General features: G+C 61.5%; 17 protein-coding genes and 1 pseudogene. 8 read left to right on the top strand and 10 right to left on the bottom strand.

Translation table 11 applies throughout. The features are described 5' to 3' along the window. Nucleotides 1-51: 51 nt before the first annotated feature. On the top strand, nt 52-1,401 hold the full coding sequence (gene glpT, locus GN234_RS19585; RefSeq protein WP_109752590.1) for a glycerol-3-phosphate transporter: 1,350 nt from the start codon (nt 52-54) through the stop codon (nt 1,399-1,401). Here glpT and GN234_RS19580 read toward each other — a convergent pair. The 6 genes from GN234_RS19580 to GN234_RS19555 form a co-directional block, all read right to left on the bottom strand. Next, nucleotides 1,377-2,045 carry a gamma-glutamylcyclotransferase gene (locus GN234_RS19580; RefSeq protein ID WP_109752592.1) on the bottom strand — a complete coding sequence of 223 codons (669 nt, stop codon included), beginning with the start codon at nt 2,043-2,045 and terminating at the stop codon, nt 1,377-1,379. The two genes, glpT and GN234_RS19580, sit on opposite strands and share 25 nt — an antisense overlap. 301 nt (nt 2,046-2,346) lie before the next feature. Further along, the gene (locus tag GN234_RS19575; RefSeq protein WP_109752594.1) at nt 2,347-3,315 is read right to left on the bottom strand and encodes a CDP-6-deoxy-delta-3,4-glucoseen reductase; all 969 of its coding nucleotides are present in this window, start codon (nt 3,313-3,315) and stop codon (nt 2,347-2,349) included. Then, nucleotides 3,315-4,781, bottom strand: a complete 1,467-nt coding sequence (gene ubiD / locus GN234_RS19570; RefSeq protein WP_014340789.1) for a 4-hydroxy-3-polyprenylbenzoate decarboxylase — start codon at nt 4,779-4,781, stop codon at nt 3,315-3,317. Before ubiD ends, GN234_RS19575 begins: the two co-directional genes overlap by 1 nt. A 124-nt stretch (nt 4,782-4,905) precedes the next feature. Further along, nucleotides 4,906-6,165, bottom strand: a complete 1,260-nt coding sequence (gene rho / locus GN234_RS19565) for a transcription termination factor Rho (protein WP_003206716.1) — start codon at nt 6,163-6,165, stop codon at nt 4,906-4,908. A gap of 241 nt (nt 6,166-6,406) precedes the next feature. After that, nucleotides 6,407-6,736 (bottom strand): thioredoxin TrxA, encoded by a 330-nt coding sequence (trxA, locus tag GN234_RS19560; protein ID WP_003206727.1) that lies wholly within the window; start codon nt 6,734-6,736, stop codon nt 6,407-6,409. Between the two features lie 121 nt (nt 6,737-6,857). Next, nucleotides 6,858-7,565: a FadR/GntR family transcriptional regulator gene (locus GN234_RS19555; RefSeq protein ID WP_109752596.1), complete on the bottom strand. Its 708-nt coding sequence runs from the start codon at nt 7,563-7,565 to the stop codon at nt 6,858-6,860. A gap of 254 nt (nt 7,566-7,819) precedes the next feature. On the opposite strand from GN234_RS19555, the gene GN234_RS19550 reads away from it, so the two are divergent. From GN234_RS19550 to ppx, 5 genes and pseudogenes are all read left to right on the top strand, one after another. Further along, nucleotides 7,820-8,605 carry a transporter substrate-binding domain-containing protein gene (locus tag GN234_RS19550; protein WP_109752597.1) on the top strand — a complete coding sequence of 262 codons (786 nt, stop codon included), beginning with the start codon at nt 7,820-7,822 and terminating at the stop codon, nt 8,603-8,605. Between the two features lie 21 nt (nt 8,606-8,626). Beyond that, complete coding sequence (locus GN234_RS19545) at nt 8,627-9,307, top strand: amino acid ABC transporter permease (protein WP_109752599.1); 681 nt, start codon at nt 8,627-8,629, stop codon at nt 9,305-9,307. Then, on the top strand, nt 9,304-9,954 hold the full coding sequence (locus tag GN234_RS19540; protein ID WP_109752601.1) for an amino acid ABC transporter permease: 651 nt from the start codon (nt 9,304-9,306) through the stop codon (nt 9,952-9,954). Before GN234_RS19545 ends, GN234_RS19540 begins: the two co-directional genes overlap by 4 nt. Then, nucleotides 9,941-10,675, top strand: coding sequence for an amino acid ABC transporter ATP-binding protein (locus tag GN234_RS19535; RefSeq protein WP_109752602.1), 735 nt, complete (start codon nt 9,941-9,943; stop codon nt 10,673-10,675). The genes GN234_RS19540 and GN234_RS19535 overlap by 14 nt, the downstream gene beginning before the upstream one ends. 266 nt (nt 10,676-10,941) lie before the next feature. Next, nucleotides 10,942-12,445, top strand: a pseudogene (ppx, locus tag GN234_RS19530) (exopolyphosphatase). Between the two features lie 187 nt (nt 12,446-12,632). Here ppx and ppk1 read toward each other — a convergent pair. Continuing rightward, a complete protein-coding gene (gene ppk1, locus GN234_RS19525; protein ID WP_109752606.1) occupies nt 12,633-14,849 on the bottom strand; it encodes a polyphosphate kinase 1 in 2,217 nt (738 codons plus the stop codon). A 17-nt stretch (nt 14,850-14,866) separates the two neighbouring features. Continuing rightward, entirely contained in the window at nt 14,867-15,880 is a 1,014-nt protein-coding gene (hemB, locus tag GN234_RS19520; RefSeq protein ID WP_116833721.1) for a porphobilinogen synthase, read from the bottom strand. Between the two features lie 205 nt (nt 15,881-16,085). On the opposite strand from hemB, the gene GN234_RS19515 reads away from it, so the two are divergent. Then, nucleotides 16,086-16,709, top strand: coding sequence for a DedA family protein (locus GN234_RS19515; RefSeq protein WP_003206742.1), 624 nt, complete (start codon nt 16,086-16,088; stop codon nt 16,707-16,709). On the opposite strand, the gene GN234_RS19510 is transcribed toward GN234_RS19515, so the two are convergent. Then, entirely contained in the window at nt 16,690-17,925 is a 1,236-nt protein-coding gene (locus GN234_RS19510; RefSeq protein ID WP_109752609.1) for a sterol desaturase family protein, read from the bottom strand. The genes GN234_RS19515 and GN234_RS19510 overlap by 20 nt on opposite strands. Nucleotides 17,926-18,048: 123 nt before the next feature. Here GN234_RS19510 and elbB point away from each other — a divergent pair, with 123 nt between their 5' ends. Then, on the top strand, nt 18,049-18,717 hold the full coding sequence (gene elbB / locus GN234_RS19505) for an isoprenoid biosynthesis glyoxalase ElbB (RefSeq protein WP_109752611.1): 669 nt from the start codon (nt 18,049-18,051) through the stop codon (nt 18,715-18,717). A gap of 125 nt (nt 18,718-18,842) precedes the next feature. Here the strand turns inward: elbB and GN234_RS19500 are convergent, their stop codons facing one another. Beyond that, entirely contained in the window at nt 18,843-19,298 is a 456-nt protein-coding gene (locus GN234_RS19500) for a YaiI/YqxD family protein (protein WP_109752613.1), read from the bottom strand. Nucleotides 19,299-19,317 lie beyond the last annotated feature (19 nt).

The raw sequence follows: 19,317 nt of genomic DNA, 5'->3' as shown, positions 1-19,317 counted from the left end.
GAAACTGTAACATTCGCATCCGCAGTCATAACAAGAACCTGGAGCACTTGAATGTTTGCTTTCTTTCGTCCCGCCCCCCATCAGGCAGCCCTGCCTGATGAAAAAATAGACAGCACCTACCGACGCCTTCGCTGGCAGATCTTCGCCGGGATCTTCATTGGCTACGCCGGCTATTACCTGCTGCGCAAGAACTTCTCCCTGGCCATGCCGTACCTGATCGACGAGGGTTACACCCGTGGCCAGCTGGGCCTGGCCATGTCGGCCATCGCCATCGCCTACGGGCTGTCGAAGTTCCTGATGGGCCTGGTGTCCGACCGCTCCAACCCACGCTACTTCCTGCCCTTCGGCTTGCTGGTCTCGGCGGGGGTGATGTTCGTGTTCGGTTTCGCGCCTTGGGCAACCTCCAGCGTGACCATGATGTTCATCCTGCTGTTCATCAACGGCTGGGCCCAGGGCATGGGCTGGCCGCCAAGCGGACGGACCATGGTGCATTGGTGGTCGCAGAAAGAACGCGGCGGCGTGGTGTCGGTGTGGAACGTGGCACACAACGTCGGCGGCGGCCTGATCGGCCCGTTGTTCCTGCTGGGAATGGGCTGGTTCAATGATTGGCACGCGGCCTTCTATGTGCCCGCCGCTGTAGCGCTCGCCGTTGCCGTGTTCGCCTTCGTGACCATGCGCGACACCCCGCAATCGGTGGGCCTGCCGCCGATCGAGAAATACAAGAACGACTATCCGGAAGGCTACGACGCCAGTCACGAGAACGAATTCAGCGCCAAGGAAATCTTCGTCAAATACGTGCTGCGCAACAAAATGCTCTGGTACATCGCCATGGCCAACGTATTTGTCTACCTGCTGCGCTACGGCGTGCTGGACTGGGCGCCGACCTACCTCAAGGAAGCCAAGGGCTTCACCGTGGACAAGAGTTCCTGGGCCTATTTCTTCTACGAGTGGGCGGGTATTCCCGGCACACTGCTGTGTGGCTGGATGTCGGACAAGATCTTCCGCGGCAACCGTGGCCTGACGGGCATGGTGTTCATGGCCCTGGTGACCGTGGCAACGCTGGTGTACTGGCTGAACCCGGCCGGCAACCCGACCGTCGACATGATCGCCCTGGTTTCCATCGGTTTCCTGATCTACGGCCCGGTGATGCTGATCGGTTTGCAGGCACTGGAACTGGCGCCGAAGAAAGCCGCCGGTACCGCCGCAGGCTTCACTGGCTTGTTTGGTTACCTGGGTGGTTCGGTCGCGGCCAGTGCCGCCATGGGCTACACCGTGGATCATTTCGGCTGGGACGGTGGTTTTGTGCTGCTGATCGGTGCCTGCCTGCTGGCGATGGCATTCCTCGCGCCAACCTTGTGGCACAAGCAAATCGCCAGTCAGAGCCGCGAAGCGGTGGCCTGATCCAGCGCTGATTTGCAGCGCTTGAGCCGCGCCTCCAGATTCCGATCTGGCATGGCGTGGCTACGCAGGGCGTGGATGGTCTGCTCGACGTAATCGCGAGTGGTGCCGTAACGCCCGCAGGCGCTTTCGAACACCTGGCTCAGCACATGGTCCGGCAAGTTGCCGGCATAGCTGGGCAGGTGCCGCTCCAATACAAACCCCAAGGCTTGCACCCGGCTGCCATCCTCGAGACGGCAACTGAGCCAGTGCGGGCGATAGGACGGGACCGGCATCTCGCGCTGCCAGAGGGCAAACAGCGAATCCTCGAGATTCTCCTGCGGCAACCGGTAGGCGAAACCGCTGCACGAACCGCCGCGATCCAGCCCGAACACCAACCCCGGCAACTCCGGCGTACCACGGTGTTCGTGAGACCACAGGTACAAACCGCGATGATAACCATGGACCCGGCCGCGCATCCGCTCCACCGCCGTGCACTCCGGCCGCCAGATCAATGAACCGTACGCGAACAGCCAGACCGGACCGCCCTGGTGGAGACTCATGGTCGATTGCATCGAGGCGAGCAATTGCTCACGGGTCAGTTGAGGCCCCAGGTCGAGCCTTGGTGGGTACAAGGCACAGGTAATGGCGGATTCGATAGCGGTCATGGCCGGTAGCGGTTGGCTCCTCGCAGGTTGAAAAGTAAATGGGGGACGTCATGGGGTTGACGTTCACGGGGATCAAGGCAAGTTAAATGCCATCCACTCCCTATATACGTTATCGGTATCTGGCCCAAGGACTAAATATCGAAACGAAATATATGAAGTTATATCGATGAGTGGACAGTGGCGAGGGAGCTTGCTCCCGTTCGGTTGCGCAGCGACCGCAAAGTGTCGGGGCCGCTACGCAGCCCAGCGGGAGCAAGCTCCCTCGCCACAAAAGCACTTCTCAAGAGGAAGGGGGTGCGGTTTATGCCCGCGGCGCATACGCAAACACATCGGCACGCATCTGGTGGGCGTCCATCCCGGCTTCCACCAGCGCATCGAGCGTGGCGTAGATCATGGCCGGCGAGCCACTGGCATAGACGTGGACGCCGGAAAGATCGCTGATGTCCTCGCACACGGCTTCATGGAGCATTCCGCAGCGCCCTTCCCAACCGCACAAATCGCTGACGACTTTGTGCAGGAACAGGTTCGGCAGTTTTTTCCATTCATCCCAATGCTCGATTTCATAGAAATCTTCCGGCCGCCGCACGCCCCAATACAGATGCACCGGATGCTTGAAACCCGCGGCCCGGCAATGCTCGATCAGGCTGTGCATCTGCGCCATGCCGGTGCCGGCGGCGATCAATACCAACGGGCCGTCCGGCAGTTCGGATAAATGCGTATCACCAAAAGGCATTTCGACGCGCACGCTGGGGTTGCGTCGCAGTTGCTCCAGCAGCGCCTGTGCACTGCTTTCGCGCACCAATACATGCAACTGCAGTTCGCGCCCGGAATGCGGTGCCGAGGCCAGGGAGAAGGCCGATTTTTCGCCATTCTCCCGTTCGATCATCAGGTACTGCCCGGCGTGATAGCGCGGTGGCTTGCCGGCCGGCGCACGCAGGCGCACTCGCCAGACATCCCCCCCCACGTCGGCACACTCGATCACCTGGCACGCCAGGTTGCGTACCGGCAGTTCACCCGGCGCCAGCACGCCATCCCACAACACCACGCAGTCCTCCAGCGGTTCGGCGATGCAGGTGAAGATCTCACCGTGATCGCGCACCTCGCCAGCCTGTTCCACACGGCCCTCCACCAGCAACGCACCACAGACGTGGCAGTTGCCGTTGCGGCAGCTTTGCGGGCATTCGTAGCCCAGGCGCCGCGCGCCATCGAGAATCCGCTCGGCGGGCCGTATCTCCAGCACCGCCCCGGAAGGCTGCAAGGTTACACGCATCAATCTATTCCTAACTGATTCCAGATGGCATCGATCCGTTGGGTAACGGCTTCATCCTTGACGATAACCCGGCCCCACTCACGAGTGGTTTCACCGGGCCATTTATGCGTGGCATCGAGCCCCATCTTCGAACCCAGGCCAGACACCGGCGAGGCGAAGTCGAGGTAGTCGATCGGCGTATTCTCGATCATCACCGTATCGCGCTTGGGGTCCATGCGCGTGGTGATGGCCCAGATCACGTCGTTCCAGTCCCGTGCGTTGATATCGTCGTCGGTGACGATAACGAACTTGGTGTACATGAACTGTCGCAAAAACGACCAGACCCCAAGCATGACCCGCTTGGCGTGCCCCGGATACGACTTCTTCATGGTCACCACGGCCATCCGGTACGAACAGCCTTCCGGCGGCAGGTAGAAATCGGTGATTTCCGGAAACTGCTTCTGCAGGATCGGCACGAACACTTCGTTCAGCGCCACGCCGAGAATGGCCGGTTCATCGGGCGGACGGCCGGTGTAAGTGCTGTGGTAAATCGGCTTGATCCGATGGGTGATGCGCTCGACGGTGAACACCGGGAAGCTGTCGACTTCGTTGTAGTAGCCGGTGTGGTCGCCGTACGGGCCTTCATCGGCCATTTCGCCGGGATGGATCACCCCTTCGAGGATAATCTCGGCGGTGGCCGGTACTTGCAGGTCATTGCCACGGCACTTCACCAGCTCAGTACGGTTGCCGCGCAACAGGCCGGCGAACGCATATTCGGAGAGGCTGTCCGGCACAGGCGTGACGGCGCCGAGGATGGTCGCCGGGTCCGCGCCCAGGGCTACCGACACCGGGAATGGCTGGCCGGGGTGTTTTTCACACCACTCGCGGTAGTCCAATGCACCGCCGCGATGGCTCAGCCAGCGCATGATGACTTTGTTGCGGCCAATCACCTGCTGACGATAGATGCCCAGGTTCTGGCGGTCCTTGTTCGGGCCTTTGGTGACAGTCAGGCCCCAGGTGATCAGCGGCCCCACGTCGCCCGGCCAGCAGGTCTGCACCGGGAGCATGGCCAGGTCGACATCGTCGCCCTCGATCACCACTTCCTGGCAGATCGCGTCCTTGACGACTTTGGGCGCCATGGCAATGATCTTGCGGAAAATCGGCAGCTTGGACCAAGCGTCCTTCAGGCCTTTCGGCGGCTCGGGCTCCTTGAGGAACGCCAGCAGCTTGCCGATTTCGCGCAGCTCGCTGACGGCTTCGGCCCCCATGCCCAAGGCCACGCGCTCCGGCGTGCCGAACAGGTTGCCCAGCACTGGAATGTCATAACCCGTCGGGTTTTCGAACAACAGCGCCGGGCCTTTCGCGCGCAGGGTGCGGTCGCAGACCTCGGTCATTTCCAGGACGGGGGACACCGGCACCTGGATGCGCTTGAGTTCGCCGCGCTGTTCCAGACCGCTGATAAAGTCGCGCAAGTCGCGATACTGCATGCAAAAGCCTCATGGTGGCCGTGGCGTTCGGGGGCCCGAGTTTAACGCCGCCCGTCCAGAATAGTGAATGCACAGATAGCAAAAAGCCGGGTTTCCCCGGCTCTTGCTGGCCTGTCTTGGCGATTTACTTGCGTTTCATCGACAGGAAGAACTCATCGTTGGTCTTGGTCGTCTTCAGCTTGTCGACCAGGAACTCGATGGCGGCGACTTCATCCATCGGATGCAGCAGCTTGCGCAGGATCCACATGCGCTGCAACTCGTCGTCGGCGGTCAGCAACTCTTCGCGGCGCGTACCGGAACGGTTGATGTTGATGGCCGGGAACACACGCTTCTCGGCGATACGGCGATCCAGAGGCAGCTCCATGTTGCCGGTGCCCTTGAATTCCTCGTAGATCACTTCGTCCATCTTCGAACCGGTTTCAACCAGCGCGGTGGCGATGATGGTCAGCGAACCGCCTTCCTCGATGTTCCGTGCGGCACCGAAGAAACGCTTCGGTTTTTCCAGCGCATGGGCATCGACACCACCGGTCAGCACCTTGCCGGAGCTCGGGATCACGGTGTTGTAGGCACGGGCCAGACGGGTGATGGAGTCCAGCAGGATCACCACGTCTTTCTTGTGCTCGACCAGGCGCTTGGCCTTCTCGATCACCATTTCGGCAACCTGCACGTGGCGGGTCGGCGGCTCGTCGAACGTCGAGGCGACCACTTCGCCGCGCACGGTGCGCTGCATCTCGGTCACTTCTTCCGGACGCTCGTCGATCAGCAGCACGATCAGGTGAACTTCAGGGTTGTTACGGGCGATGTTGGCCGCGATGTTCTGCAGCATGATCGTCTTGCCCGCCTTCGGCGGCGCCACGATCAGGCCGCGCTGGCCTTTGCCGATGGGTGCGCACAGGTCGATGACACGACCGGTGAGGTCTTCGGTGGAACCGTTGCCGGCTTCCATCTTCATGCGCACGGTCGGGAACAGCGGGGTCAGGTTCTCGAAGAGAATCTTGTTCTTCGCGTTTTCCGGACGGTCGAAGTTGATGGTGTCGACCTTGAGCAGTGCGAAGTAGCGCTCGCCTTCCTTCGGAGGGCGGATCTTGCCAACGATGGTGTCACCGGTGCGCAAGTTGAAGCGACGGATCTGGCTCGGCGAGACGTAGATATCGTCTGGGCCGGCAAGATAGGAAGCGTCTGCGGAGCGAAGGAAGCCGAAGCCGTCCTGGAGAATCTCCAGCACGCCATCACCGGAGATTTCCTCGCCGCTTTTCGCGTGCTTCTTGAGCAGGGAGAAAATCACGTCCTGCTTGCGCGAACGGGCCATATTTTCTATGCCCATCTGTTCGGCCAATTCGAGCAGTTCGGTAATCGGCTTTTGCTTGAGTTCAGTCAGATTCATATAGGAATGACGTAATCATTTATGGAGGGGGGAAATTAAGCTTTTGGCTTAATGAGGCCGCGCCGCAGAGAAGGCGACAGGATCGCGTACTTATTCGAAAGGAGAGCGTCGGCGACGGCTTGCAGGGGGCAATGGAGAAACCAGTGCGGGGCCGAATGTACCACCTGGGTTTTCAAGCGTCTAGCCCCGAATAACGAAAAAGCCCCGCGATTTGCGGGGCTTTTTCAATGGCATTCGGCGCTTAGATGTTGGCGTCGAGGAAAGCAGCCAGTTGCGACTTCGACAGCGCACCCACTTTGGTGGCTTCGACGTTGCCGTTCTTGAACAGCATCAGGGTCGGGATACCACGCACGCCGTGCTTGGCCGGAGTCTCCTGGTTTTCATCGATGTTCAGCTTGGCAACGGTCAGCTTGCCTTTGTAGGTCTCGGCAATCTCGTCCAGGACCGGGGCGATCATTTTGCAGGGACCGCACCACTCAGCCCAATAGTCGACCAGTACCGCGCCTTCGGCCTTGAGTACGTCAGCCTCGAAGCTAGCGTCGCTAACGTGTTTGATCAGATCGCTGCTCATGGAAATCTCCGGGGTTGTCAGCAAAAAAACGTGGCCCATCATAGCGGCCCTTCCCAGGTTCAGGAAGCCGCAGTTGATTGAGTCTCGCTATGGCGGTCAATGGCGTTGGGTATCGCCGCCGTCACGAAGCAGTGGGGGCAACGAAGGAAATCCCGGTACGCAGCGCAGCGTTACGTACATGTTCCTGCATGGCTTTTTGCGCGGCGCCCGAAGCGCGACGGGCCAGGGCGCGAAGGATCTTGCGATGCTCCTGCCAGGTCTCCATCGCCCGCTCCGCCCTGATGAACGGTAGTTTCTGGCTTTCCAGGAAGATGTCGGCGCTGGCGGTGAGGATGCTCAGCATCGCCTGGTTGCCGCTGGCCAACAGGATCCGTCGATGAAATTCGAAATCCAGTCGTGCGGCGGCGTCGAAATCCCCGATCTTCAATTCCCGGCGCATGGCCTCGATATTGTCTTGCAGCGCGTCGAGCTCGTCGGCGCTCAGCGTTACCGCCGCCAACCCCGCCGCGAAGCCCTCCAGGGCGTAGCGCAACTGGAAGATATCCACCGGCGAGGCCTGGGCCGCGAAGGGCCAGCCCGGCGCCGATTCGTTGCGTGGAGCCTCCACCGGTGCCTGCACGAACACCCCCTTGCCCGGTTGCACGCTGATCATGCCCAGGGCACTCAGGGACGAAAGCGCTTCGCGCAACGACGCTCGACTCACGCCCAATTGCAGCGCCAGATCCCGTTGCGACGGCAGCGCATCGCCCGGGCCGAAGCCTTCATCGACGATCAGTTTGCGGATGGCTTGCAGGGCCACTTCAGGAACGGCACGAGCGATGGAATTCATGATTTTTCAGACGAACCGGGCCAGTGAGCGACTAGTTGTAAAGCTATTCGTAGCGCCCGGCAAGTCGTGCCCCAGCAGGGTTCGGCGACAAATAGCGACGCCCGATAAAGGTGCGAAATGGGCCGCAACTGTTCAGACCAGTAAGACCGCTAAAAACCAGCAATTCCGTGGCTTTGGCTGAATAAAAGCTTGCTTGGCATGGCCTGTGCTCTGTCCGAACGCAGAAATCACATCACCGATTGCGGAGATTCGCCATGATTCAGCGTTGCAGCGCCCTGCTCACTGCCCTGTTTGCCAGCCTGATGCTCTGCCAGCTACCCGCCCACGCCGATGGCCTGGAAGACGTGGTCAAGCGTGGCACGCTCAAGGTCGCCGTGCCCCAGGACTTTCCGCCATTCGGCTCGGTGGGCCCGGACATGAAACCCCGCGGCCTGGACATCGACACTGCGAAGCTGCTGGCCGACCAGCTCAAGGTCAAGCTCGAACTGACGCCGGTCAACAGCACCAACCGCATCCCGTTCCTGACCACCGGCAAGGTCGACCTGGTGATTTCCAGCCTGGGCAAGAACCCGGAGCGTGAGAAGGTCATCGACTTTTCCAGCGCCTATGCGCCGTTCTACTTGGCCGTGTTCGGTCCGCCCGACGCGGCGATCAATGGCCTGGATGACCTCAAGGGCAAGACCATCAGCGTCACCCGTGGCGCCATCGAAGACATCGAGCTGACCAAGGTCGCCCCCGAAGGCGTCACCATCAAGCGCTTCGAAGACAACAACTCGACCATCGCCGCCTACCTGGCCGGCCAGGTCGACCTGATCGCCAGCGGCAACGTGGTGATGGTCGCCATCAGCGAACGCAACCCCAAGCGTGTCCCGGCACTGAAGGTGAAACTCAAGGACTCGCCCGTGTATGTGGGCGTGAACAAGAACGAGCCGGCGCTGCTGGACAAGGTCAACCAGATCCTGGCCACCGCCAAGTCCGACGGCAGCCTGGAGAAAAATTCCCAGACCTGGCTCAAGCAGCCGCTGCCGGCCGATCTCTGACCGTCGCTTGAGAGGCTGAGCATGGCTTATCAGTTCGATTTTCTGCCGGTGGTGCAAAACACCGAGCTGCTGTTGCGCGGCGCGCTGTTCACCCTGGAACTGACGGCCATCGGCGCGTTGCTCGGGGTCGGCCTGGGCATCGTCGGGGCCGTGGTGCGGGCGTGGAATATTCGCCCGTTCGCGGCGATCTTCGGCGTCTACGTGGAATTGATCCGCAACACGCCGTTCCTGGTGCAGCTGTTTTTCATCTTCTTCGGCTTGCCGTCCCTGGGCCTGCAGATTTCCGAATGGCAGGCCGCAGTGCTGGCGATGGTGATCAACCTCGGCGCCTACTCCACCGAGATCATCCGCGCCGGTATCCAGGCCATTCCGCGCGGGCAACTGGAAGCCGCCGCGGCCCTGGCGATGAGCCGCTTCGAAGCCTTCCGCCACGTGGTGCTGCTGCCAGCGCTGGGCAAAGTCTGGCCAGCCCTGAGCAGCCAGATCATCATCGTGATGCTCGGCTCGGCGGTCTGTTCGCAGATCGCCACCGAAGAGTTGAGCTTCGCCGCCAACTTCATTCAGTCGCGCAACTTCCGCGCCTTTGAAACCTATGCGCTGACCACGTTGATCTATTTGTGCATGGCACTGTTGATCCGCCAGTTCCTGAACTGGGTGGGTCGCCGCTGCCTGTACAAGAGCAGCACCGGGAGCCGCCCATGAGCGATTTCACTTTCTGGGACGTGGTGCGCAACCTGCTCACCGGCCTGCAATGGACCCTGGCACTGTCGCTGGTGGCGTTTATCGGCGGCGGCGTGATCGGCCTGCTGATCATGGTGTTGCGCATTTCCAAGCGCGCCCTGCCCCGCAACATCGCCCGTACCTACATCGAGCTGTTCCAAGGCACGCCGTTGTTGATGCAACTGTTCCTGGTGTTCTTCGGCGTGGCCCTGGCCGGGGTGGAGATTTCCCCGTGGATGGCGGCGGCGATTGCCTTGACGCTGTTTACCAGCGCCTACCTGGCGGAGATCTGGCGCGGTTGTGTCGACTCGATTTCCAACGGCCAGTGGGAAGCTTCGGCGAGCCTGGCCCTCAATCCGCTGGAACAGTTGCGCTACGTGATCCTGCCCCAGGCCCTGCGCATCGCCGTGGCGCCGACCGTGGGCTTTTCGGTGCAAGTGGTCAAGGGCACCGCGGTGACCTCGATCATTGGCTTTACCGAACTGACCAAGACCGGCGGCATGCTCGCCAACGCCACGTTCGAGCCGTTCATGGTGTATGGCCTGGTCGCCCTGGGTTACTTCCTGCTCTGCTACCCCTTGTCCCTCAGTGCGCGCTACCTGGAAAGGAGACTGCATGCCTCTGCTTAGAATTACCGCCCTGCATAAATACTATGGTGATCACCACGTGCTCAAAGGCATCGACCTGAGTGTCGAGGAAGGCCAGGTGGTGGCGATCATCGGCCGCAGCGGCTCGGGCAAATCCACCTTGCTGCGCACCCTCAATGGCCTGGAATCGATCAACGACGGCGTGATCGAAGTCGACGGCGAATACCTCGATGCCGCCCGCGCCGACCTGCGCAGCCTGCGGCAGAAAGTCGGGATGGTGTTCCAGCAGTTCAACCTGTTCCCGCACCTGACCGTCGGCGAGAACGTGATGCTCGCGCCGCAGGTTGTACAAAAAGTGCCCAAGGCCAAGGCAGCCGAGCTGGCTCGGCAGATGCTGGAACGGGTCGGCCTCGGCGAAAAGTTCGATGCTTTCCCGGAGCGCTTGTCCGGCGGCCAGCAGCAACGGGTCGCGATTGCCCGCGCGCTGGCCATGTCGCCGAAAGTGCTGCTGTGCGACGAAATCACCTCGGCCCTGGACCCGGAACTGGTCAATGAGGTGCTCAGCGTGGTGCGGCAACTGGCCAAGGAAGGCATGACCCTGATCATGGTCACCCATGAAATGCGTTTCGCCCGGGAAGTGGGCGACAAACTGGTGTTCATGCACCAGGGCAAGGTGCATGAGGTGGGCGATCCCAAGGTGCTGTTCGCCAATCCGCAGACGGCGGAGCTGGCAAACTTTATCGGGACGGTTGAACACGCCTGATCTTCGCTGCCTAAGGAGGCTCCTGTGGCGAGGGGAGCTTGCTCCCGCTCGATTGCGCAGCAATCGCAGGATCTGCCCGCCCATGTATTTCTGGCGTACCGGGTTGATTGGTGTTGGGGCCGCTGCGCAGCCCAGCGGGAGCAAGCTCCCTCGCCACTAAGCCCCCCCTGCAAGCTGCTCTGGCTCAAGGGTTTGGATCAGGCGCGTTGGCGTAAGCGGTCGATCGTGGCAGGATGGCGAGGTTATCGACCGAGACTTTTTTGCCCATGCCGCCATCCCAAGCCAAGAATCTGTCCCTGATCGCTGCCATAGACCTGGGCTCCAACAGCTTCCACATGGTCGTCGCCAAGGCCCAGAACGGGGAAATCCGCATTCTTGAGCGACTCGGCGAGAAGGTCCAACTGGCCGCCGGTATCGACGAAGAGCGCAAGCTGAGCGAAGAATCCATCCAGCGCGGGCTCGATTGCCTCAAGCGGTTCGCCCAACTGATCAACGGTATGCCCCTGGGCGCGGTGCGGATCGTGGGCACCAACGCTCTGCGCGAGGCGCGCAACCGTGGCGAGTTCATCCGTCGCGCCGAAGAAATCCTTGGCCATCCGGTGGAAGTCATCTCCGGTCGTGAAGAAGCCCGCCTGATCTACCTCGGCGTTTCCCACACCCTGGCCGACACCCCCGGCAAGCGCCTGGTGGCGGACATCGGCGGCGGCAGTACCGAATTCATCATCGGCCAGCGCTTCGAGCCGCTGCTGCGCGAAAGCTTGCAGATGGGCTGCGTCAGCTACACCCAGCGCTACTTCCGCGACGGCAAGATCACTCCGGCTCGCTATGCCCAGGCCTATACGGCGGCGCGCCTGGAAATCATGAGCATCGAACACGCCCTGCACCGCCTGACCTGGGATGAGGCCATCGGCTCCTCGGGGACCATTCGCGCCATTGGCCTGGCACTCAAGGCCGGCGGACATGGCAGCGGCGAAGTCAATGCCGAGGGCCTGGCCTGGCTCAAGCGCCGACTGTTCAAGCTCGGCGATGTGGACAAGATCGATTTCGAAGGCATCAAGCCCGACCGCCGGGCGATTTTCCCGGCGGGCCTGGCGATTCTGGAAGCGATTTTCGACGCCCTCGAACTGCAACGCATGGACCACTGTGAGGGTGCCCTGCGCGAAGGCGTGCTGTATGACCTACTGGGGCGTCATCACCACGAAGACGTCCGTGAGCGCACCCTGGGTTCGCTCATGGAACGCTATCACGTCGATCAGGAACAGGCGGTACGGGTCGAGCGCAAGGCGTTGCATGCCTTCGACCAGGTGGCCGATGACTGGGATCTGAACGACGGAGTCTGGCGCGAACTGCTGGGCTGGGCCGCCAAAGTGCATGAAGTGGGCCTGGACATCGCTCACTATCACTACCACAAGCACGGCGCCTACCTGATCGAGCACTCGGACCTGGCCGGTTTCTCCCGGGAAGACCAGCAAATGCTCGCGCTGCTGGTACGCGGCCATCGACGCAACATTCCCAAGGATAAATTTGCCGAGTTCGGCGATGACGGCATCAAGCTGATTCGCCTGTGCGTGCTGCTGCGCTTCGCGATCCTGTTCCACCACATTCGTGGCACCCAGGAAATGCCGCAGGTTGTCTTGCGGGCCGATGGCGATGAGTTGGATGTGCTGTTTCCTGAAGGCTGGCTGGAAGAAAACCAACTGACCCAGGCCGACTTCGCCCAGGAAGCCGACTGGCTGACCCCGGGTTGGGATTGTGCTGAACATCCACTGAATCCAGCAACAACACAGATCTCTTGTGGCGAGGGGATTTATCCCCGCTGGGCTGCGAAGCAGCCCTAAAGCCTGCCTACCCGTTTTGTCAGGCTAATTACCTTCAACTCTTTGGGGCCGCTTCGCGACCCAGCGGGGATAAATCCCCTCGCCACAAAAGCTGAGCCTGCCCCCCTTCCACCGTTTTTTTAACGAACCGCCAACACCGGGCTGCTCAAGCGCTCCAGCAAGGTCGCCTGGGCACTGCGCGGGTTCTGGTTGCCGGTCGGCGTGTTGCGGATGTAACGACCATCCGACTGCAAACTCCAGCTGTGGGTGTTGTCAGTGAGGTAGCTTTCCAGCTCTTTCTTGACCCGCAGGATCAGCTTCTTGCCTTCCACCGGGAAGCAGGTCTCGACCCGCTTGTCGAGGTTGCGTTCCATCCAGTCGGCGCTGGACAGGAACATCTGTTCCTCGCCGCCATTGAGGAAGTAGAACACCCGGGTATGTTCCAGGAAGCGGCCGATGATCGAGCGCACATGGATGTTATGGGAAACCCCCGGGATGCCCGGCCGCAGGCAGCACATGCCACGCACCACCAGGTCGATGCGCACGCCCGACTGGCTGGCCTTGTACAACGCACGGATGATCTTCGGATCGGTCAGCGAGTTGAACTTGGCAATGATGTGGGCCGGCTTGCCGTCCAGGGCGAACTGCGTCTCCCGGGCGATCATGTCGAGCATGCCCTTTTTCAGGGTGAATGGCGCATGCAGGAGTTTCTTCATGCGCAGGGTCTTGCCCATGCCGATCAACTGGCTGAACAGCTTGCCGACGTCTTCGCACAAGGCATCGTCAGAAGTCAGCAGGCTGTAGTCGGTATACAGGCGGGCGTTGGCGGCGTGGTAGTTACCGGTGCCCAAGTGGGCGTAACGCACGATTTCACCGGCTTCACGGCGCAGGATGAGCATCATCTTGGCGTGGGTCTTGAAGCCGACCACACCGTAGATCACCACCGCGCCGGCCGCTTGCAGGCGGCTGGCCAGTTGCAGGTTGGACTCTTCATCGAAGCGCGCGCGTAATTCGATCACCGCGGTGACTTCCTTGCCGTTTCGTGCCGCGTCCACCAGGGCGTCGACGATTTCCGAGTTGGCACCGCTGCGGTACAGGGTCTGGCGCACCGCCAGGACGTGTGGGTCCTTGGCGGCCTGGCGCAGCAGGTCGACCACCGGCGTGAACGACTCGAACGGGTGCAGCAGCAGGATGTCCTGCTTGCTGATCACGCTGAAAATGTTCTCGCTGTTTTGCAGCAGTTTCGGGATCTGCGGCGTGAACGGCAGGTATTGCAGTTCCGGATGGCTGTCCAGGCCGGTGATGCTGAACAACCGGGTCAGGTTGACCGGGCCATTGACCTGATACAGCTCGGTCTCATGCAGGTTGAACTGCTTGAGCAGGTAGTCGGACAGGTGTTTCGGGCAGGTGTCGGCCACCTCCAGGCGCACCGCGTCACCGTAGCGACGGGAGAACAGCTCGCCACGCAGGGCACGGGCCAGGTCTTCGACGTCCTCGGTGTCCACCGACAGGTCGGCGTTACGGGTCAGGCGGAACTGGTAGCAACCCTTGACCTTCATGCCCTGGAACAGGTCATCGGCGTGGGCGTGGATCATCGACGACAGGAACACATAATTGTCGCCAGGACCGCCGACGTCTTCCGGCACGCGGATGATGCGCGGCAGCAGGCGTGGCGCCGGGATGATCGCCAAACCGGAATCGCGACCGAAGGCGTCGATGCCTTCCAGCTCGACGATGAAGTTCAGGCTCTTGTTCACCAGCAGCGGGAACGGGTGCGTCGGGTCGAGGCCGATCGGCGTGATGATCGGCGCGATCTCGTCGCGGAAATAGCGGCGCACCCAGGTCTTGATCTTGGTGTTCCAGTTGCGGCGGCGGATGAAGCGCACCTGGTGCTTTTCCAGCTCCGGCAGCAGGATGTCGTTGAGGATCGCGTACTGACGGTCCACATGGCCGTGGACCAGTTCGCTGATGCGCGCCAGGGCCTGGTGCGGCTGCAAGCCGTCGGCGCCAGCCTGTTCACGGGCGAAGGTGATCTGCTTCTTCAGGCCGGCGACACGGATCTCGAAAAACTCATCCAGGTTGCTGGAAAAGATCAGCAGGAATTTCAGCCGTTCCAGCAGCGGGTAGGACTCGTCCAGCGCCTGTTCCAGCACGCGGATGTTGAACTGCAGTTGCGACAGCTCGCGATGGATGTACAGGCTGCTGTCATCCAGGTTGGGAATGACAATCGCCGGGGCCGGGGCAGGCTCGATGACGGCCGGTGGAGCAGGCTCCATCTCCGGCGGCGTCTCGGCTATTTGCTCGACCACGGGTTGAGCGTCTTTTACGGCAACTTCGGAGAGTCCTTCGGTATTCATCGCAAGTTCCTGGGAGGCTATTTCTGCTCTCGTAACAATTGGGCGGCGCGCACGGCAAAGTAAGTCAGGATGCCATCAGCGCCTGCGCGTTTGAAAGCGGTCAAGGACTCCAGGATCACCCCTTCGCCCAACCAGCCGTTCTGGATCGCGGCCATGTGCATCGCGTACTCGCCGCTGACCTGATAAACAAAGGTCGGTACTTTGAATTCGTCTTTGACCCGGCAAAGAATGTCGAGGTAAGGCATGCCCGGCTTGACCATGACCATGTCTGCCCCTTCTGACAAGTCAGCCGCCACTTCGTGCAAGGCTTCCTGACTGTTGGCCGGGTCCATCTGATAAGAGGCCTTGTTGGCCTTGCCCAGGTTCAGGGCCGAGCCGACCGCGTCGCGGAACGGGCCGTAATAGGCGCTGGCGTACTTGGCCGAGTAGGCCATGATCCGCACATTGACGTGACCGGCCACCTCGAGGGCTTCGCGGATCGCCTGGATGCGTCCGTCCATCATGTCCGACGGCGCTACCACCTGGGCACCGGCCTCGGCGTGGGACAGGGCCTGCCTGACCAATGCATCGACGGTAATGTCGTTCTGCACATAGCCTTCTTCATCGAGGATGCCGTCCTGCCCGTGGGTGGTGAACGGGTCCAGCGCCACATCGGTAATCACCCCCAGCTCGGGGAAGCGCGCGCGCAGGGCACGGGTCGCGCGTTGGGCGATGCCCTCGGGGTTCCAGGCCTCGGCGGCGTCCAGAGACTTGAGCGTCGGGGGCGTGACCGGGAACAGCGCCAGCGCCGGAATGCCCAGCTCGACCCAGTGGGCGGCTTCTTCGAGCAGCAGATCGATGGTCAGGCGCTCCACCCCCGGCATCGACGCCACCGCTTCGCGACGGTTCTCACCGTCCAGCACGAACACCGGCAGGATCAAGTCATTGGTCGTCAGCACGCTTTCACGTACCAGCCGACGAGAGAACTCATCACGGCGGTTGCGACGCAGGCGGGTGGCAGGGAACAGACGATTGGCGGGGGTAAAGCTCACGGCAGACTCCTGAGCCCGTGCTGACGGGCGAGCGTGACAGTTATAAGCGCCCATTATGACGAAGACATTACAGTTATGTGCACCTGCGTCCTGTCGTCGCAGTTATTGTCTTTGTAGGAATTGTTCACGTCGAGACACATTTCGATACTTTCCTGAATGTGCCTGAAGGGTTAGGCTGCGCGTTCATTTCGCCAGCACCCAGACAATGCTCCAACAATTTCTGCACGACTTCGGCTACTTGGCCCTGTTTATCGGCACGTTCTTCGAAGGCGAAACCATCCTCGTGCTCGCAGGTTTCCTGGCGTTCCGTGGCTATATGGACATCAACCTGGTGGTGGTCGTGGCGTTCTGCGGCAGCTACGCGGGCGATCAGCTGTGGTATTTCCTGGGCCGCAAGCACGGCCGCAAACTCTTGGCGCGCAAGCCGCGCTGGCAGTTGATGGGCGATCGTGCGCTGGAGCATATCCGCCGACATCCGGACATCTGGGTCCTGAGCTTTCGCTTCGTCTATGGCCTGCGCACGGTGATGCCGGTGGCGATCGGCCTGTCAGGCTATCCGCCGGGCCGCTACCTGTTGCTCAACGGCATCGGTGCGGCGATCTGGGCCACGGCGTTGGCCGCTGCCGCGTACCATTTCGGCGCGGTGCTCGAAGGCATGCTGGGCAGCATCAAGAAGTATGAGTTGTGGGTACTCGGCGCGCTGCTGGTGCTGGGCCTGGTCCTGTGGCTGCGCCGACGCATCAAGAATGCGCGGCTGGCCAGGAAAGTCCTCGAAGCCGAACGCCTGGAACAAGCCCGGTCCGGCGAACCTACGACGCCCACCGAGTAAACCGGGCGCGGCAGCAATACAGCCCGATACCGCTGAGCAGGCTGTAGCTGAGCAGCCCGACCCACGCCACGGGGCTGGCCGGCCACAACCCGGCCAGTGGCGCCAGCCACACCAGCGGCAGGTTCGAGGCCAGCCGCAATAGCTCCAGCCTCAGCGCCCACGGGCGATTCTCCAGGGCCACGCCCAACACGAACAGACCGAACGCCACCGCGCCCCAACCCAGCACCAGAGCGGCAACCGGCAGGCTGGTTTCAAGATTCATCAAATAACTGCCCAGGGCAATGTAGGCGCAGAACTGCAGCGCCACGTACCACTGCTGGCGTGCGTCCAATGGCACTTCGAATTTGCGGAACTGGCTCAGGTCCGGCTTGTTCAGCGGGTACTTGGCCGCGACGTCCGCCGGACGCCAACCGGTGGGCATGAACCAGATCCGCAGTTTGTCCCACCAACGCCCGGCCCGCCGCGCATCGGCCCACAGTTGCGCATAGAACTGCAGGTTGGCCCACAACGGATTCCAACTGGCCAGCGGCGTGGTCACGCCAAAAACCACCGGCTCGTTGTCGTCTTCTTCCTGGAAGGTGCCAAACAGACGGTCCCAAATAATGAACACCCCGCCGTAATTGCGATCCATGTAGAGAGGGTTCTGTGCATGGTGGGCGCGATGATTGGACGGCGTAACGAAGCACCACTCCAACCAGCCGAGCTTGGGAATGTGCTGGGTGTGGACCCAGAACTGGTACAGCAGATTCAACGCCGCGACGCTGACGAAGACCATCAGCGGCACGCCCAGTACGGCAAGCGGGACGTAGAAGATCCAGCTCAGCAGGAAGCCGGTGCTGGTCTGGCGCAGCGCGGTGGAAAGGTTGTAGTCCTCGCTCTGGTGGTGCACCGAATGGGCGGCCCAGAGGATGTTGCGTTCGTGACCCATGCGGTGCAGCCAGTAATAGCAGAAGTCGTAGGAGACGAAAGCCATCACCCAGACCCAGGCCTGGTCGGCGGGCAATTCAATCACCGCCAAGTGTTCGAGCGCGAAGGCGTAGGTCACCAACCCCACACCCTTGGTCAGCAAACCGGTGGTGGTCGACAGCACGCCGGTGCTCAAGCTGTTGATCGCGTCTGCCACGCGGTAGTGGCTCACGCCCCGCCAGCGATCTGCCAGCAACTCGACGGCGATCAGCACGAAGAAGAACGGCACGGCATACAGGATGAAGTTCATGACGCAACCCGGGCATGCAAGACAGGGAGACAATCGGCAGATTAGGTGTAGCTGGCCGATCCCCCTATGGCAACGAGTGACAAATTAGTAGACATTTAACGCCATGAATCTGGAGAAAAGCCCATGAGCAAAAAAATTGCAGTGATCCTTTCCGGCTGTGGCGTGTATGACGGCGCCGAGATCCACGAAAGCGTGATCACCTTGCTGCGCCTCGATCAGCGCGGGGCACAGGTCCAGTGCTTCGCTCCAAACATTGCCCAATTGCATGTGATCAATCACCTGACCGGCGAGGAAATGCCCGAGAGCCGCAACGTGCTGGTGGAATCGGCACGGATCGCCCGTGGCAACGTCAAGGATTTGCGTGAAGCCCGGGTCGAGGACTTCGACGCCCTGATCGTACCCGGTGGTTTTGGCTCGGCGAAAAACCTCTCCAACTTTGCCGTCGAAGGCCCGGGCTGCACCGTCCAACCAGAGGTCCTGGCCTTGACCGAGGCCTTTGCCGAGGCGGGCAAACCGGTCGGGCTGATCTGCATCTCCCCGGCCCTGGCGGCAAAGATCTACGGCCCGGGGGTGACCTGCACCATCGGCAACGACCCGGACACGGCGGCAGCCGTGGGCAAAATGGGCGGCACTCATGAAGACTGCGCGGTGACCGACATCGTCGAAGACCGCGCGCGCAAACTGGTCAGCACCCCGGCCTACATGCTGGCGCAGAACATCAGCGAAGCGGCCTCGGGCATCAACAAGCTGGTGGACCGGGTGCTGGAACTGACGCACGAGAACGACGCCTGACACCGCCGACTCTTTCCTGTGGGAGCGAGCCTGTTCGCGATAGCGCCGGCACAGGCAACATGTTGATTGGCTGATCCACCGCCATCGCGAGCAGGCTCGCTCCCACAGGGGGTTATGCGCAGGGTTTATGGCATTCGGGCCAAACGCGTCAGGATCCGATCCAGCGCATTGGCAAACCCCTGCTTGTCCCGCTCGCTGTACGCTGCCGGGCCGCCCCCCACGTGGCCCTGTTCACGTAAATCGGTGAACAGGTTGCGCACCGCCAGCCGCTCGCCCATGTTCTGGGCATCGAACTCCTTGCCTCGCGGATCCAGGGCCGCGACGCCCTTCTTCACCAACCGATCGGCCAAGGGCACATCACTGCAGATCACCAGTTCACCCGGCTCGGCATGCTCCACCAGGTAATCGTCCGCCGCGTCAGGGCCGCTGGGCACCACGATCAGTTTCACACAGGCCAGGGCCGGCTTGATCTGCGGTTGACCGGCCACCAGCACCACGTCGAACCGGCGCTTGAGGGCGAACTTGACCACCAATTCCTTCGCGGCCTTGGGGCAGGCGTCGGCGTCGATCCATACGCGCATTGAATGGTTTCCTCTAGAT

It is taken from the genome of Pseudomonas bijieensis (assembly GCF_013347965.1).
Lineage (GTDB): Bacteria > Pseudomonadota > Gammaproteobacteria > Pseudomonadales > Pseudomonadaceae > Aquipseudomonas > Aquipseudomonas bijieensis.
The sequence above is the reverse complement of the archived record's forward strand: the minus strand, read 5'-3'. Positions and strand labels throughout refer to the sequence as shown.